Source organism: Rhodanobacter sp. FW106-HT46G03 (genome assembly GCF_058789895.1).
Genome location: NZ_JBYTCC010000001.1, coordinates 1052920 through 1067834 on the forward strand (window position 1 = coordinate 1052920; position 14915 = coordinate 1067834).

At 66.1% G+C, this 14915-nt stretch carries 16 protein-coding genes; 4 read left to right on the plus strand and 12 right to left on the minus strand.

Annotation, left to right across the window (positions count from 1 at the left end; translation table 11 throughout):
• Window positions 1-26: 26 nt before the first annotated feature.
• Window positions 27-962 carry an LpxL/LpxP family Kdo(2)-lipid IV(A) lauroyl/palmitoleoyl acyltransferase gene (gene lpxL / locus AC3WP6_RS04420; RefSeq protein ID WP_492626583.1) on the minus strand — a complete coding sequence of 312 codons (936 nt, stop codon included), beginning with the start codon at window positions 960-962 and terminating at the stop codon, window positions 27-29.
• A gap of 75 nt (window positions 963-1037) precedes the next feature.
• Between lpxL and waaA the strand changes: the two genes are divergently transcribed.
• Complete coding sequence (gene waaA, locus AC3WP6_RS04425) at window positions 1038-2309, plus strand: lipid IV(A) 3-deoxy-D-manno-octulosonic acid transferase (protein ID WP_492626584.1); 1272 nt, start codon at window positions 1038-1040, stop codon at window positions 2307-2309.
• A gap of 113 nt (window positions 2310-2422) precedes the next feature.
• On the opposite strand, the gene AC3WP6_RS04430 is transcribed toward waaA, so the two are convergent.
• Together AC3WP6_RS04430 and AC3WP6_RS04435 are read right to left on the minus strand one after the other, a co-directional pair.
• Entirely contained in the window at window positions 2423-3772 is a 1350-nt protein-coding gene (locus AC3WP6_RS04430) for a TolC family outer membrane protein (protein ID WP_492626585.1), read from the minus strand.
• Between the two features lie 28 nt (window positions 3773-3800).
• On the minus strand, window positions 3801-4460 hold the full coding sequence (locus AC3WP6_RS04435; protein WP_492626586.1) for a protein-L-isoaspartate O-methyltransferase family protein: 660 nt from the start codon (window positions 4458-4460) through the stop codon (window positions 3801-3803).
• Between the two features lie 285 nt (window positions 4461-4745).
• Here AC3WP6_RS04435 and AC3WP6_RS04440 point away from each other — a divergent pair, with 285 nt between their 5' ends.
• Window positions 4746-5345: a TetR/AcrR family transcriptional regulator gene (locus AC3WP6_RS04440; protein ID WP_492626587.1), complete on the plus strand. Its 600-nt coding sequence runs from the start codon at window positions 4746-4748 to the stop codon at window positions 5343-5345.
• Between the two features lie 58 nt (window positions 5346-5403).
• Here AC3WP6_RS04440 and AC3WP6_RS04445 read toward each other — a convergent pair whose 3' ends face one another.
• From AC3WP6_RS04445 to proC, 9 genes are all read right to left on the minus strand, one after another.
• Window positions 5404-6354 (minus strand): PLP-dependent cysteine synthase family protein, encoded by a 951-nt coding sequence (locus AC3WP6_RS04445; protein ID WP_492626588.1) that lies wholly within the window; start codon window positions 6352-6354, stop codon window positions 5404-5406.
• Between the two features lie 2 nt (window positions 6355-6356).
• Complete coding sequence (locus tag AC3WP6_RS04450; RefSeq protein ID WP_492626589.1) at window positions 6357-6698, minus strand: carboxymuconolactone decarboxylase family protein; 342 nt, start codon at window positions 6696-6698, stop codon at window positions 6357-6359.
• A gap of 18 nt (window positions 6699-6716) precedes the next feature.
• Complete coding sequence (locus AC3WP6_RS04455; protein WP_492626590.1) at window positions 6717-6917, minus strand: hypothetical protein; 201 nt, start codon at window positions 6915-6917, stop codon at window positions 6717-6719.
• 60 nt (window positions 6918-6977) lie between these two features.
• Window positions 6978-7955, minus strand: coding sequence for a lipoyl synthase (lipA, locus tag AC3WP6_RS04460; RefSeq protein ID WP_492626591.1), 978 nt, complete (start codon window positions 7953-7955; stop codon window positions 6978-6980).
• Window positions 7956-8056: 101 nt separating this feature from the next.
• Window positions 8057-9073 (minus strand): zinc-binding alcohol dehydrogenase family protein, encoded by a 1017-nt coding sequence (locus tag AC3WP6_RS04465; RefSeq protein ID WP_492626592.1) that lies wholly within the window; start codon window positions 9071-9073, stop codon window positions 8057-8059.
• Window positions 9074-9197: 124 nt separating this feature from the next.
• Window positions 9198-9785, minus strand: a complete 588-nt coding sequence (gene ppa, locus AC3WP6_RS04470) for an inorganic diphosphatase (RefSeq protein WP_492626593.1) — start codon at window positions 9783-9785, stop codon at window positions 9198-9200.
• Window positions 9786-9946: 161 nt separating this feature from the next.
• Window positions 9947-10753 carry a 2OG-Fe(II) oxygenase gene (locus AC3WP6_RS04475; RefSeq protein ID WP_492626594.1) on the minus strand — a complete coding sequence of 269 codons (807 nt, stop codon included), beginning with the start codon at window positions 10751-10753 and terminating at the stop codon, window positions 9947-9949.
• Window positions 10754-10809: 56 nt separating this feature from the next.
• Window positions 10810-11385 (minus strand): YggT family protein, encoded by a 576-nt coding sequence (locus tag AC3WP6_RS04480; RefSeq protein WP_492626595.1) that lies wholly within the window; start codon window positions 11383-11385, stop codon window positions 10810-10812.
• Entirely contained in the window at window positions 11382-12209 is an 828-nt protein-coding gene (gene proC, locus AC3WP6_RS04485) for a pyrroline-5-carboxylate reductase (RefSeq protein WP_492626596.1), read from the minus strand. Before proC ends, AC3WP6_RS04480 begins: the two co-directional genes overlap by 4 nt.
• Window positions 12210-12558: 349 nt before the next feature.
• Here proC and AC3WP6_RS04490 point away from each other — a divergent pair, with 349 nt between their 5' ends.
• Window positions 12559-13596 (plus strand): type IV pilus twitching motility protein PilT, encoded by a 1038-nt coding sequence (locus tag AC3WP6_RS04490; RefSeq protein ID WP_492626597.1) that lies wholly within the window; start codon window positions 12559-12561, stop codon window positions 13594-13596.
• A 130-nt stretch (window positions 13597-13726) separates the two neighbouring features.
• The gene (locus tag AC3WP6_RS04495; RefSeq protein ID WP_492626598.1) at window positions 13727-14893 is read left to right on the plus strand and encodes a PilT/PilU family type 4a pilus ATPase; all 1167 of its coding nucleotides are present in this window, start codon (window positions 13727-13729) and stop codon (window positions 14891-14893) included.
• Window positions 14894-14915: the final 22 nt, after the last annotated feature.

Consider the following 14915-nt stretch of genomic DNA (forward strand, 5'->3'; position numbering starts at 1 on the left):
GCCACCTTTTCGCCGGCTTTCGCGCGTCAGTAGACCGCAGGTGCACCTTCAGGCCGCGTTTTGAACCGCTTGTGCACCCACAGGTATTGCTCAGGCGCCGCACGCACCATGGCCTCGATGCAGGCGTTGATGCGGGCGGTGTCGGCGGCGGCATCGGTACTGGGAAAATCGGCCAGCGGCGCGCCAAGGCGCATGACGTAGCCCTTGCCGTGTGGCAGCCGGCGGTGGAAAAACGGGATCACCAGTGCGCCGGACAAGCGTGCAAGGTGATGGGTGGCGGTAATGGTGGCCGCCGGCACACCGAAGAACGGCACGAACACGTTGTCCTTGCTGCGCATGTCCTGGTCGGGCGCGTACCACAGCGTGCCGCCGGCGCGCAGATATTTCACCGTGCCGCGGATGTCGTCCTTGTCGAACATGGCGGTGGCGTAGTCCAGCCGCGCGCGCAGCACGACATGCTCGAACACGGCAGAGTCCATCTTGCGATACATGCCGGCGATGCCGATGCGCTGCGACACCAGTCGCGCGCACAGCTCCAGATGCGAAAAGTGCCCGCCCACCAACAGCACGCCGCGGTTTTGCGCCCGCGCGGTGGCGAGGTGCTCCAACCCCTCGATCGTCACTGGCACGCGGGCGATCGCCCGTTTCGAGCCCAGCCAACCCAGCGCGAACTCGGTCAGCATCAGGCCGATGTCGCGCAGGTGGGCGTTGACCAGCGCGGCTTGTGCTGCCGCGTCCAGCTGGGGAAAACACAGGCGGATGTTGGTGGCAGCCACCCGCCGCCGCGGTGACGGCACCCGGCATATCAGCGCGCCAAGCACGTGGCCCACGTGCATCAGTGCGCGATACGGCAGACGCGCGAGCAGCCAGATGACGCCGACACCAAGCCACGCCGGCCACAGGTGGGGGGCGAGCAAAGCGCGCTGGAAACGGGGACGACGGGAACCGGGCATCGCGCGCATTGTAGTGGACGTCCGCCTGCCGGCCGGAGTCATCGCGGCGCTCCCGTATACTCGCGTGGTTTGCGGAGCTTGCCGTTGCGTTTTCTCTACACTTTGGCGATGTACCTGGCGACGCCGCTGATCGTGCTGCGGCTGGCGTTGCGCGGTTTCCGCTCGCGACCTTACTACTGGCGCTGGGCCGAGCGCTTCGGCTTTTTCAGTGCACCGCAGCGCGTCTGCGGCTGCCTGTGGGTGCATGCGGTATCGGTGGGGGAAGTAAACGCGGCCGAGCCGTTGGTCAAGGCGCTCAAGCTGGCGTACCCCGATGCGCCTTTGGTCATCACCACCGTAACGCCCACCGGCACCGCGCGGGTGCAGCAGCTGTTCGGCGACAGCGTGTTCCACATCTACCTGCCGTACGACTTGCCGTATGCGGTGAACCGGTTTTTGCGCAAGCTCAAGCCGCGCGTTGCCCTGATCGTCGAGACCGAGATTTGGCCGAACCTGTATTTCGCCTGCCACCGGTACCGCGTGCCGCTGATGATCGTCAACGCGCGCTTGTCCGAGCGCTCGTTGCGCGGCTACCGTCCGCGCCCGCTGCGCGGCATGCTGCGCGCGGCGCTGGGTTGTGTCGACGTGATCGCGGCGCAATCGCCGGCGGATGCCGACCGTTATCGCCTGATTGGCGCGCCGTCCAGGCGCGTGCTGGTGTGCGGCAACCTCAAGTACGACATGCCGATTCCACCGGATGCGCGGGTGGCGGGTGCGCGCCTGCGCGAACACTGGGGCGCCGGACGCCCGGTGTGGATCGCGGCCAGCACGCACGAGGGTGAGGAGCAGGCTGCGTTGAACGCGCACCTGGACGTGTTGCGGCGCCTGCCGGATGCCTTGTTGCTGATCGCGCCACGCCACCCGGAGCGGTTTGCTGAGGCGATCCACGCTGCGCGCGGCATGGGGTTCACCGTGGGCAGCTATGGCGAAGACGGGATGCCGGCGGTGAGCCATCAGGTGTTCGTGATCGACGCCATGGGCCAGCTGATGCCGTTCTTTGCCGCCAGTGCCCTGGCCTTCGTCGGTGGCAGCCTCCTGCCGATCGGCGGCCACAACGTGCTGGAGCCGGCCGCGCTCGGCACCCCGGTGGTGGTGGGCCCGCACACCTTCAACTTTGCCGAGATCACCGCCAGCCTGATCGACCAAGGCGGCGCGGTGCGCGTGGCGGATGCCGAACAGCTGGGCCAAACCGCGCTGGCGCTGCTCGGCGACGCGCCGCGGCGGGCGGCGATGGGGCAGGCGGCGCAACGCTTGTTCGAGCGTGAACGCGGCGCCACTGGCCGCCTGCTACAACTGATCGACGCGCACTTGAGCTGAGGCCGGTCGGTCGGGCGGGGTTTTATCGTGACGGGGCTTCGCACGCGAAGCCGTCCGCGTCTTCGCGATGGTGCGGCTCTTCGATTCCCGATTCCCGATTCCCTATTCCCGGCTCACTGCAGCAACGCGTTGATGTCCTGCAGGTCGGACAGGCTGGCGGCACCGGCGCTCTGTTTCAGCAGCAGGCGGTTCAGCACCAGTTGATGGCGTGCCTGCGAATAGCTGCTTTCGGCCTGGGTCAGGGTCTGGATCGCGATCAACACATTGACCATGGTCTGGGTGCCGACATCGAAGCCGGCGCGGGTGGCATCCAGCGCCTTCTGCGCCGACTCCACCGCGGCCTTGCCCGACTCCACCTGGCTCACGCCGGCGAGCACCGAGCGGTAATAATTGAGCGTCGCCGCACGCAACTGGCGGCGTTCGATCTCGACCGAATCCTGCGCCGCATCGCGGTTGTAGATCGCCTGACGCACGCGCGACTGGGTGGCGCCGCCGGAAAAGATCGGCACGTTGAGCGTGAGCCCCACCGTGGTCGTGGATGGCGTGTTGGAGTGGATGGCCGCGTTTTCGTACCAACTGGAACTCTTGCCGTAATTGACGCCGGCCGTGAGCGTCGGCAGGTGGCCGGCGCGCGCCGAGGTGATGTTGTGTTCGGCCGCGGAGAGGTTGTCTTTTTGCGCCATGAGGTTCGGGTTGGCGGCAAGTGCCTTCTGCACCCACGCGTCGGGGTCGGCGGGGTCGGGCGCCTGCATCGGCAACTGGTCGCGCAGCTTTTTGAGGTCGCCGGTCGGCCTGCCGGTGATCTGGGTGAGCGCTTCGCGGTCGTTGTCGAGCGTGTTCTTGGCGGCGATGGTCTGGGTACGCGCGGCCTCGTAGGCGGATTTGGCCTGATACACGTCGGTGACTGCCGCCAGCCCCACCTTGAAGCGCTGGTCGGCCTGATCGAACTGCTGCTTCAAGGCGTCTTCGTTGGCCTTGGCGAAGGCCAGCTGATCCTCGTCGGTGAGCACCGTGAAGTAGGCGCCGGTCACGCGCACGTAAAGGTTCTGCAGCGCGGCCTGATAGAGCTGATCCTGCGCATTGGCAGAGGAATGCGCAGCCTTGAGGTTGGCGTACTTCGAGAAGTCGAACACCGTCTGGCTGAGGTTGGCATTCAGGCTGCGGGTGCGGCTGTGGCCAATGGCGCTGCTGGTGAGGAACTGGCCGGGATTGTTCGGATCCTGGAAGCGGCCGCCGGTGCCGCCGTTGGTCTGGCTGAGCGCGAGACTGCCGTTGATCTGCGGCAGCAACAGCGCGCGCGCTTGCGTCACGCCTTCGCCGGTGGCGAGGCGGGTGGCGTCGGCCTGGGCCAGCACCGGATCGTTGGCGCGTGCTTCGCGATACGCGTCGAGCAGGTCTTCGCCGTGGCCGGGCAAGGAGATTGCGGCCAATGCCAGCGCAACGGTGAGCAGCTTCAAACGCATGGGGTGCCTCGCGGGGAACAAGGGGGCTTCAAAACACGAACGCGGTGGATGGCGCGGCGTGGGCGAGATAGGGCAGGTCGGTTTCGAACAGCGTTTCCTCGCGCTGCTCACGATCGCTTTCGCGCGTGAACAACACGGCCTGTTGTGCCGGCGAGGCTCCGCGGATGGCCAGCAGGCGCGCGCCGGGCTTGAGCCAGCCGAACCAGCGCTCCGGCACTTTGGCGACGGCGCCGGTGGCAACCACGGCGTCGAACAGGCCCTGCGGTTGCCATTCGCGTACGGCTTCGCCAGTGTGCAGCGTGACGTTGGTGACGCCGGCCGCGGCGAGCCGCTCGCCGGCGCGTGCGGTGAAATCGGCGTGGATATCGACGCTTTCCACTTGCGCCGCGAGGCCAGCGAGGCAGGCGGCAAGGAAACCCGAGCCAGTGCCGATTTCCAGCACGCGGTCGGTTGGCTTGAGCTCCAGCGCCTGCAGCACGCGACCCTCGACCACCGGTTTCATCATCACTTCGCCGTGGCCGAGCGGCAGGCACAGGTCGGCAAACGCGAGCTGGCGGTGCTCGGCCGGGACGAAATCCTCGCGGCGCACGCGCCCGAGCACGTCGAGCACACGCATGTCGATCACGTCCCAGGTACGCACCTGGTTCTCCACCATGTTGGTCCGCGCCTGCTCGAAGTTCATCGCCATGTTTGCCAAGGTTCCGTGGATGCGAAAAAGACCAGAAAGCATAGGGGTTTGGCCAGGCACCGACAACGGTCAGGGTGCGACCGCGCGCGGTCGGCACGAAGTGCCGGAAGTCACCGCGCACCGCCGCCACAAGTCATGTCGGGGCGCCCGTACGCCGGCATTGGGGGCTGCTCTGGAAATAAGTAAACCGCGGCGTATAATAAAGGTCATGCCTCGTTTTGGGAAGTTTCGCGCATGAACACCAGCTCGCCGGCCAGGTCGCAAGGGCCCGGCAGACCGAAGGACATGGAAAAGCGCGCCGCGATCCTTGCCGCGGCGAAGGCGTTGTTCATCCGCAACGCGTTTGCCGGCACCAGCATGGACGCGATTGCGGCCGAGGCCGGGGTCTCCAAGCTCACCGTCTACAGCCACTTCGGCGACAAGGACAACCTGTTCCGCGAGGTGATTCGCGCACGCATCGAAGATCTGTTGCCCGAGCACACCTACGACTACGACCCGGCAACGCCCATCGCCGACACCCTGCTGCGCATTGCGTTGATCCATGCGCGACTCGATTGCGATGCGGAAACGGTCGGAACATTCCGCGCGATCCTCGGCGACTGCCGGCAAGGCAACCCGCGGTTCGGCCGCCTGCTGTGGGAGGAGGGCACCTTGCGCACGCATGGCCTGATGGAACGCCTGCTGCAGCGCGCGGTTGACGTCGACCAGCTCGCGATCGACGACGTGCGGCGCGCCACGGTGCAGTTCTTCGCGCTCATCAAGGGCGACCTGTTCATGCGACGCATGTTCGGCTGTGTGGATTGCGACGCGAATTACGCTGCCGAAATCGAAGCCACCGCGCGCGCCGGGGTCGCCACGTTCATGCGCGCGTACGCCGCCCACTGAAACCCGGGCTGTCGGTCTGCGCGACCGGCCGCCTGGGTTCCATCGTCGACCTGCGATGTCAGCGGAAGTGTTTTGCGCCCACTTCCGGCGCCGGCCCCTGCATGAAATATTCGTGCAGGTACTTTTCACCCTCGTCGCAGAACACCGTGACCACGGTCTTGAGCTCGGGGAACTGTGCGCGCACGCGTTTGGCGGCCAGCAGATGCGCGCCCGAACTCGGGCCGCAGAACAGGCCGTACTTGCGCGCCAGACGCATCATTTCGGCCACCGCGTCGGTGCTCGACACGCTCAACGTGTCGTTTACCTGCGAGGCGTTGCGCTGGAAGATGCCCGGCACGAAGCCGTCGGAAATGCCTTCGATCGCGTGGGTGCCGATCTCGCCGCACAGGATCGTGCACGACTCGGACGGCTCCATCGCGAACAGCCGCACTTTCGGATTGGCCTTGCGGAATGCCTGGCCCACGCCGATCAGCGTGCCGCCGGTGCCGACGCCAAGCACGAGTGCATCAGGCAGGCGGCCATCGGGCAGCTGCGCGAGAATCTCGGGGCCGAGCAGCTCGCGGTTTTCCTCGATGTTCCATTCCGACTCGAACTGGCCCGGGTGGAAATACCCCGGATGCTTGCCGAGTTCCTGCGCGCGCTTGAGCGCCGCATCGACATGGAAGCTGCCGCAGAACAGCACGTCGGCGCCGAACGCGCGCGAGATCGCCACGCGCTCGCCGGAAAGGCCTTCGGGCATCACCACCAGCATGCGGTAGCCCTTGGCGGCGGCCACCATCGAAAACGCGTTGCCGGTGTTGCCGCTGGTGGCTTCGACGATGGTGTCGCCGGGCTTCAAGAGGCCTTCGGTTTCGGCCTTTTCCACCATGTATTTGGCGATGCGCGCCTTGATCGAGCCGGAGGGGTTCAGGAACTCGACCTTGGCAAACACGCCCTCGATTTCCATCAGGGGTGTGTCGCCGACCGCATCCAGGATGCTGGAGGTCACTCCGGTATAACGGGTGGCCATGCTCAGCCCTCCTGGTGCGCGTGTTGCATGACATCGAGCGCAAGGTTGGAATGCGCGTACGCGCCGCCGGCGCGCATCTCGGCCGCGACCCAGATCGCTTCCATGATCTGCGCCTCGGTCGCACCCCGTTTGAGCGCCTCGGCGGTGTGGCCCTTGATGCAGTATGGGCACTGCGTGACATGCGCCACCGCCACTGCAATGAGCTGCTTGGTGACGTTGGGCAACGCGCCGTCGGCAAATACTGCCGCGCTGAATGCCTTGAATGCATCAAGCGGTTTGGGCGCCAGCTCGCGCCGTTTCTTGCCCAGTTCGACGCTGGGTTGTGGGTACATCGACGTTTCCATGTACTTCTCCTCGAAAAACTAGCGGGGCACCGGGGCGGTGCCTTGCACCCAACTCGGCGGGTCGCTGGCCGGGAAGCTCTCGGCCAGGACCTCGTCCACCAGCTGCTCGCGATGCAGGCGCGAATTGTCTGCCTGCTGCCTGGTTGGGCGCACGGTGCGGTGCAACTTGGCAGCGGGCTTGCCGCTGCCGACGTGGGGTTTGTGGGACGGGATGGACATGACGCGACCTCCGGATGCCGCCAGGCATCGTGAATGTCGGCTGGCCCGTCGCGCCTCGGGTCACAGCCCCAGGTTGTTTTTCTCCAATACGCGCTCGGCGCGATAACTCGAGCGCACCAGCGGCCCGGACACCGCTTCGACGAAACCCTTGCTGAGCGCGAGATCGCGATAGGCACGGAATTCGTCCGGCGTGACGAAGCGCTCGACTGGCAGGTGGTTGACGCTGGGCCGCATGTACTGGCCCATCGTCACGATGTCGACGTTGGCCGCGCGGATGTCGTCCAGGGTCTGGTCGAGCTCTTCGTCGGTTTCACCCAGGCCGAGCATCAAGCTTGTCTTGGTGAGTGTCTTTGGCGAGTGACGCTTGGCGAACGCAAGCACGTCCAGCGTCTGCTCATAGCCCGCGCGCGGGTCGCGTACCGGGTGGGTCAGGCGGCGCACGGTTTCGAGGTTTTGCGCGTAGGTGGCCAACCCGGCATCGAGCACGGTGGCGACCGCATCGTGGCTGCCGGCGAAGTCGGGGGTAAGCGCTTCGACTGCGGTGCTTGGTGAGCGTGCGTGGATGGCCTTGACGCAGGCGGCGTAGTGCGCCGCGCCGCCGTCGGGCAGGTCGTCGCGGTCGACCGAGGTGAGCACCACGTATTTGAGGCCCATCAGCGCGACGGCGTCGGCCACCTGCATCGGTTCCAGCGGATCGAGCCAGCCGTTCGGGTTGCCGGTGGAGACCGCGCAGAACTTGCAGGCACGGGTGCACACCGAGCCCATCAGCATCAGCGTGGCGGTGCCGCGGCCCCAGCATTCGGCGATGTTCGGGCACTTGGACTCCATGCACACGGTGTTGAGCTTGTGCGTGTGCACGATGTTGGCGATGGCCTCGTACTTGGCGCCAGTGGGCAGTTTCACCCGCAGCCACGGCGGCTTGTGGCCCACGTCGGGAACCTGGCTGTTGGCGTTGGGCTTGATGCCGCCCTTGATGGCTCGCGTGCCTTGCGGGCTGACAAACTTGCTACCGTCGGGGATGTGGGGTTGGCTGGACATTCCATGCGTACCGTGGGGGCGGTGACAGTCTCGCGCCCGCTATCGCGACCGGGCCTGATACAGGTCAGGCCAAGGTCGACTACTTTAGCAGGGCGTCTGGTTTACCAGCCGGCGAGCACCAGTTTGCCAATGGTGGCGCCCGACTCCAGCCGCCGGTGTGCTTCGCGCAGATGCGTGGCGTTGATCGTGCCCAGCGTTTCGTGCCAGATGCTCTTGATCGCGCCGGCATCGGCGAGCGCGGCGAGGCGCACCAGGATCGCGCCTTGCTCGGCCATGTCCGGAGTGCGGAATTTCGCCCTGGCCGCCATGTACTCCCAGTGGATGCCGATGCATTTGGCCTTGTACGGGTCGCCGATCCGCAGCGCGCCGCGCGGCTCGACAATCAGCCCGACGTGGCCTTGTGGTGCAAGCAGCTCACCCAGCGTCTCCCAGTAGCGGTCGGTGTCGGCGAGGTTGAGCGCAGCGTCGATGTGGGTGAGGCCAAGTGCCGCCAGTTGCGGCGCGAGAGGTTCGCGATGGTTTACCACGTGCTGCGCGCCCATGGCGCGACACCACGTGGCAGTTTCCGGGCGCGAGGCGGTGGCAATCACGTTGAAGCCGGCACGCCGCGCGAGCTGGATCGCAATCGAGCCGACGCCGCCCGCGCCGGCGATCACCAAGAGGCTCTTGCCGTCGCCGCCGTGTTCCGGCGCGAACGGCATGCGCTGGAACAGCAGCTCCCACGCCGTGACGCCGACCAGCGGCAGTGCGGCGGCTTGGGCGAAATCCAGCGTTTTCGGCATCGGTGCAACCAGGCAGTCCTCGACCAGCTGGAACTGCGCGTTGCTGCCGGGACGGGTCATGTCGCCGGAGTAGTACACGCGGTCACCGGGCCGAAAGCCCTGTACCTGCGTACCGATCGCCGTCACCGTACCGGCTGCGTCGAAGCCGAGCACGCGCGGTTGCGCTTCGATTTGCGGCTTGGGCGCGCGCAGCTTGGTGTCGACCGGATTGACCGATACCGCCTCCACCTGCACCAGCAAGTCGTTCGCGCCGGGCACGGGTTGCGGCAAGCCCACGTCGAAGAGCGATTGCGGATCGTCGATCGGCAGGTAGCGGGTGAGGGCGACGGCTTTCATGTGGACTCCGAAGGCGGCAGGCAAGGCCATTATCGGCGTGTCGACGGTGCTTGCGGCGCCGACTTTCGTCGCGCACAAAAACGGCGCGTCGCTATGTGCGACGCGCCGTTCGGAGTACGCGGGATCAGGCTTGCGTGGACTCGCCGGCAAGCTTGGCAGCCTTGGCCGCGGCCTTGGCATCCTTCATTTCCTGATAGCGGGCGACGCCGGCCACGATGATGGCCTTGGCCTCTTCGGCACCCACCCAGCCGGAGAGCTTCACCCACTTGCCGCTTTCGAGATCCTTGTAGTGCTCGAAAAAGTGGCCGATACGCTGCAACCAGTGCGGCGACACGCCCTTGAGGTCGTTGATGTGCGCGTAGCCGTTGAACACCTTGGGCGAGGGGATCACCACCAGCTTTTCGTCGGCGCCGGCCTCGTCGGTCATCTTCAGCATGCCGACCGGGTGGCAGCGGATCACCGAGCCCACGGTGAGTGGCAAGGGCAGGATCACCAGCGCATCCAGCGGGTCGCCGTCACCACCCAGCGTACGCGGCACGTAGCCGTAGTTGCACGGGTAGCGCATCGGGGTGGACAGGATGCGGTCGACGAACACCGCGCCCGATTCCTTTTCCACTTCGTACTTGACCGGTTCGGCATCCTTCGGGATTTCGATGATGACGTTGATTTCGTCCGGTACGTTGCGACCGGTCTTGACCAGATGCAGGCCCATGCGGATGTCCTTGCGTATGCGATGCGGCGAGAAAGTCCGCAAGCATACGGCAAACACCTGTTGCGATGCAGCAGCGCGGGCTGAATGAGGTGCTTCAAGGCTTGCGGGAAACGCGCGTACCGGCGCGTCGAGCACAGCCCGCCGGCGGCACTTTCACCGGCTCAATACGGCCGCTCGCGCAGCCATTTGGTGGCGATCCACTTCTCGCCGCGCGCCACCGGCAAGCCGGCGTGCAGCGAGCTTTCGTCGCCACCCGTGTAGGCGAAATAGACGGCCGTGCCACGCCGCGCGGTCACCGTCAGCCCGGCCTTGGGGAACGCCGTGCCGCCGCCGGCCTCTGGTGTGTTGAGGTACATCACGATGGTGGCGATGCGTTGGCCGCCGCGCGCGGTGATCGCGTCGTAGCCGGCTTGCGCCGGGTCGAACCAGTCGTAATGGGGCTGGTACTCCTGCCCGGACTCATAGTGCAGCACCTGCAGGCCTTCGCCATGGCTGGCCGGCAGATCTACCAGTTCGGCGATGCGCTGCTCGATCCGCGCCACCAGCGGAAACTCGCCCGGTTTGAAAAACATGCCGGCATTCGTGCGCCGGCGATCCACCTGCTGTCCGCCTTGCGCGTCCACGGTCAACGCGCGCGCCAGGCGCGGACGCGCCAGGGCGATCAGCTCATCGCATTCGGCGTGAGTGAGCAGGCCGTCGAGCACGCGCACGAGCGGGCGATCGAGGCTGGCCGTGACCGCCACCGTGCGCTCGCCAAGCTGTACCTCCGGAGTGGTCGGATGCCGGGTGCGACGTGCGCCGGTCGCCGGTGGCGCCAGCTCGACCCGCACGAGCTGCGCTACCGCGTTGCGGTACGCCGTGGCGTCGTAACCGTGGGTTTCCAGCAACGCCATGATGGCGTCGAGATCGTGCCCTGCGCGGTGAGTGGCGAGGATCCAGTCGCGAAGTGACGGGCTGAGCGTAGGCATGGCGAAAGTGGGCGGTATCCGGTCAAGGCTGGTTTCACGAACGCCGCGTCGCGGTTTCAGCCGGCGAGCGTCAGGCGCATGCCAAGGTCGATCAGCGGTGCAGCGACGAGCAGGCGCGCCAGCAGCAGCACGAGGATGACGATGGTGGGCGAGAAGTCGATGGCGCCGATGCTCACCCGCCCTTCGAGCGGACGCACGAGTGGCGCGGCAAGATCACTCAGGAGCCGCTGGAACGGCTGTCGCGGGTCGGGCGCAAACATGCTGAGCAAGGCCCACGCAAACACCACGATGAGGTAGCACAACAGAGCGAAATCGAAGAGCTTGGCGGCGGCCAGCACGATGAGGCCGAGCACGTGCGGGGCGATGCCCATCACGGCGAACAGCACGGCATGTTTCACCAACACCACGAACCATGCCACCAGCAGCGCAGCAAGGTTGATCCGCCGCCAGTTCGGCAGCACGCGGCGCATCGGCGCCAGCACCGGGTTGGTGGCGCGATAGACGAATTGGCTCAGCGGGTTGTGGAACTCGGCGCGGCACGCCTCGGCGGCTACGCGCAGCAGGAACAGGATGACGACCGCATCGAACGCGATACCCAGCAGCAGGCTGATGGCGTTCAGGAGGTAGCTCACGGTGCTTCCTCCCGATCCAGTTCGTCGGCAAGCTCGCCGCCGCGGCGAGTGGCGGCAGCGACGGCGCGCGCGGTGATGGCGGCCAGACCGTCGGCGGCGAAGCTTTCCAGCGCGGCTTGTGTGGTGCCGTGCGGTGAGGTGACGCGGCGGCGCAGCTCGGCTGGATCGTCGCCGCTTTCGGTAAGCATGCGGCCGGCGCCGAGACAGGTTTGCGCGGCGAGCGCGCGCGCGGTGTCGCGCGGCAAGCCCTGGCGCACCGCGGCTTCTTCCAAAGCTTCCACCAGCGCGAAGAAATACGCCGGGCCGGAGCCCGAGAGCGCGGTGACGGTATCCATCAGCGTTTCGCGTTCGATCCAGCGCGTCAGCCCGGCGCCGTCGAGGATGCGCTGCGCCAGCGCCTTTTGTTCCGGGCTGACGCGGCTGTTGGCAACCAGGCCGGTGGCGCCGGCGCCGATCAACGCCGGCGTGTTCGGCATGCAGCGCACCATCGGCAGGGCTCCGAGCCAGCGTTCGAGCTGATCCAGCCGCACTCCGGCGCAGATCGAGATCAGCAGCCGGTGTTCGCCCTGCAGCGCAGCGCGCAACTCGCCGCGTACCTTGGGCAAGGCCTGCGGTTTCACCGCCAGCACCACCACCTCCGTGCCGGCGACGGCGCTGCGGTGATCGGGCCAGGCGGCCACGCCGTAGTCGCGGCCGAGGCGTTCGCGCGCCTCCGCCAGCGGTTCGGCGACGCCGATGTCGGCGGCCGTGGTGCCGGTTTTCAACAGGCCGCTGATCAGGCTGCGCGCCATGTTGCCGCCACCGATGAAGGCAATGCGTGTCATCGCGAAACTCGGGTTGGGAAGCTGACCGCATACCTTAGCCGAGGCAAGGGGCGATGGGGTGCCGCCGGCGGGGCGACGGCTACCCGGGCGGCGGTGGCAATGCCGTGGTGGCGGTGGTGCACATCGGCGTTGGGCCGGTCAGCCGGTGGCCGCGTTGCTTCCACGGGTTGGCGGCGCTTGCTTGATTCGGGCCCTTTGGGGCCGTGTGTGACCGGGCACGCAAAGTGCGCCATGCAGCTGGCCGCCCCGGGCGCGCCGCGAGTACCATCGAAACGCTTGACGGCGGTGCGGCATGGTCGCGCCGGGCTGCCGTTGCCACGTTGCCGACGACCGGTCGAGGGGAACCCGTATGGATATTGCCGAACTGCTTGCGTTCTCGGTGAAGAACAAGGCTTCGGATTTGCACCTGTCGGCGGGCTTGCCGCCGATGATCCGCGTGGATGGCGACGTGCGCCGGATCAACATCCCGCCGCTGGAACACAAGGAGGTGCACTCCCTGGTGTACGACATCATGTCGGACAAGCAGCGGCGCGATTACGAGGAGTTCCTCGAAACCGACTTTTCGTTCGAGATCCCCGGTCTGGCGCGTTTCCGCGTCAACGCGTTCACCCAGAACCGCGGCGCCGGCGCGGTGTTCCGCACCATTCCGTCCGAAGTGCAGTCGCTCGAGGACCTGGGGTGCCCCAAGATATTCAAGGACCTGATCGAGCAACCGCAAGGGTTGATCCTGGTCACCGGGCCGACCGGTTCGGGCAAGTCGACCACGCTGGCCGCGATGGTCGACCACATCAACAAGACCGACTACGGTCACATGCTGACGATCGAGGACCCGATCGAGTTCGTGCACACCTCGCAAAAATGCCTGGTGAACCAGCGCGAGGTGCACCGCGACACCCATGGCTTCAACGAGGCGCTGCGCTCGGCGCTGCGCGAGGACCCGGATTTCATCCTGGTCGGCGAGTTGCGCGATCTGGAAACCATCCGCCTGGCGCTGACCGCCGCGGAAACCGGCCACTTGGTGTTTGCCACCGTGCATACCAGTTCGGCCGCCAAGACCATCGACCGCATCATCGACGTGTTCCCCGCTGGCGAGAAACCGATGGTGCGCTCGATGCTGTCTGAATCGCTGCGCGCGGTGGTTTCGCAGTCGCTGCTGAAGAAAACCGGCGGCGGCCGCCTCGCGGCGCACGAAATCATGGTGGCCATCCCCGCCATCCGCAACCTGATCCGCGAAGACAAGGTCGCGCAGATGTACTCGGCGATCCAGACCGGCCAGCAATACGGCATGCAGACCCTGGACCAATGCCTCACCGACCTCGTCAAACGCGGCCTGGTCTCTCGCCAGGAGGCCCAGGCGTATGCGAAAAACAAGGAGATGTTCCGATGAGGCCGGGATTCGGGCTGCGGGATTCGTGATTCGAAAAGGCCCGCGCCCTGAACCCGACGGGCTCCATGCCCGCCATTGACTGCTTCAACCGAATCCCGAATCTCCCATCCCGAATCCCGGACTTCAAGCCATGAGCGATTTCGATTTCACCTCGTTCCTCAAGCTGATGGTGCACAAGCGCGCATCGGACTTGTTCATTACCGCCGGCGTGGCGCCGTCGATGAAGATCCAGGGGCGGATCGTGCCGATCACGCAGAGCCCGCTGTCGATCCAGCAGTCGCGCGACATGGTGCTGAATGTGATGACGCCCTCGCAGCGCGAGGAGTTCGAGAAAACCCACGAGTGCCAGTTCGCGATTTCCGCGCAGGGCGTGGGCCGCTTTCGCGTGTCGTGCTTCTACCAGCGCAATTGCGTGGGTATGGTGCTGCGCCGGATCGAGTCGAAGATCCCCACCATCGAAGAGCTGAACCTGCCGCCGATCATCAAGCAGCTGGCGATGACCAAGCGCGGCATCATCATCTTTGTCGGCGCCACCGGCACCGGCAAATCGACCTCGCTGGCGTCGATGATCGCCTACCGCAACCAGAACTCGACCGGCCACATCATCACCATCGAGGACCCGATCGAATACGTGCACAAGCACGAGGGCTGCATCATCACCCAGCGCGAGCTGGGCATCGACACCGACAGCTGGGAAAACGCGCTGAAGAACACCCTGCGCCAGGCGCCCGACGTCATCATGATCGGCGAGGTGCGTACCCGCGAAACCATGGAATACGCGGTCAACTTTGCCGAGACCGGCCACCTGTGCCTGTGCACGCTGCACGCCAACAACGCCAACCAGGCAATCGATCGCATCCTGCACTTCTTCCCCGAGGATCGGCACCAGCAGCTGTTCATGGATCTGTCGCTGAACCTCAAGGGCATCGTGGCCCAGCAGCTGATCCCCACGCCCGACGGCAAGAGTCGGCGGGTGGCGGTGGAGATCATGCTCGGCACGCCGCTGGTGCAGGACTACATCCGCCAGGGCGAGGTGCACAAACTCAAGGACGTGATGAAGGAGTCGAACCTGCTCGGCATGAAGACCTTCGACCAGAGCCTGGTCGAGCTTTACCACGCGGGCGAGATCAGCTACGAGGATGCGCTGCGCTATGCCGACAGCGCGAACGAGGTGCGCCTGCGCATCAAGCTCGCGCAGGGCGGCGATGCGCACACGCTGTCGCAGGGGTTGGAAGGAGTGGAGGTGGAGGAGACTCGCGGCGGCGACACCTTCGGCGGCGGCATGCTGCAGCGCTGAGCCGGATCACCGCCATAAAAAC

What these genes read in the sequence shown, in the direction of transcription:
- lpxL (WP_492626583.1), bottom strand. Translation starts at nt 962, where the DNA reads ATGCGCGCGATGCCCGGTTCCCGTCGTCCCCGTTTCCAGCGCGCTTTG.
- AC3WP6_RS04430 (WP_492626585.1), bottom strand. Translation starts at nt 3,772, where the DNA reads ATGCGTTTGAAGCTGCTCACCGTTGCGCTGGCATTGGCCGCAATCTCC.
- AC3WP6_RS04435 (WP_492626586.1), bottom strand. Translation starts at nt 4,460, where the DNA reads ATGGCGATGAACTTCGAGCAGGCGCGGACCAACATGGTGGAGAACCAG.
- AC3WP6_RS04440 (WP_492626587.1), top strand. Translation starts at nt 4,746, where the DNA reads ATGGAAAAGCGCGCCGCGATCCTTGCCGCGGCGAAGGCGTTGTTCATC.
- AC3WP6_RS04445 (WP_492626588.1), bottom strand. Translation starts at nt 6,354, where the DNA reads ATGGCCACCCGTTATACCGGAGTGACCTCCAGCATCCTGGATGCGGTC.
- AC3WP6_RS04450 (WP_492626589.1), bottom strand. Translation starts at nt 6,698, where the DNA reads ATGGAAACGTCGATGTACCCACAACCCAGCGTCGAACTGGGCAAGAAA.
- AC3WP6_RS04455 (WP_492626590.1), bottom strand. Translation starts at nt 6,917, where the DNA reads ATGTCCATCCCGTCCCACAAACCCCACGTCGGCAGCGGCAAGCCCGCT.
- lipA (WP_492626591.1), bottom strand. Translation starts at nt 7,955, where the DNA reads ATGTCCAGCCAACCCCACATCCCCGACGGTAGCAAGTTTGTCAGCCCG.
- AC3WP6_RS04465 (WP_492626592.1), bottom strand. Translation starts at nt 9,073, where the DNA reads ATGAAAGCCGTCGCCCTCACCCGCTACCTGCCGATCGACGATCCGCAA.
- ppa (WP_492626593.1), bottom strand. Translation starts at nt 9,785, where the DNA reads ATGGGCCTGCATCTGGTCAAGACCGGTCGCAACGTACCGGACGAAATC.
- AC3WP6_RS04475 (WP_492626594.1), bottom strand. Translation starts at nt 10,753, where the DNA reads ATGCCTACGCTCAGCCCGTCACTTCGCGACTGGATCCTCGCCACTCAC.
- proC (WP_492626596.1), bottom strand. Translation starts at nt 12,209, where the DNA reads ATGACACGCATTGCCTTCATCGGTGGCGGCAACATGGCGCGCAGCCTG.
- AC3WP6_RS04490 (WP_492626597.1), top strand. Translation starts at nt 12,559, where the DNA reads ATGGATATTGCCGAACTGCTTGCGTTCTCGGTGAAGAACAAGGCTTCG.
- AC3WP6_RS04495 (WP_492626598.1), top strand. Translation starts at nt 13,727, where the DNA reads ATGAGCGATTTCGATTTCACCTCGTTCCTCAAGCTGATGGTGCACAAG.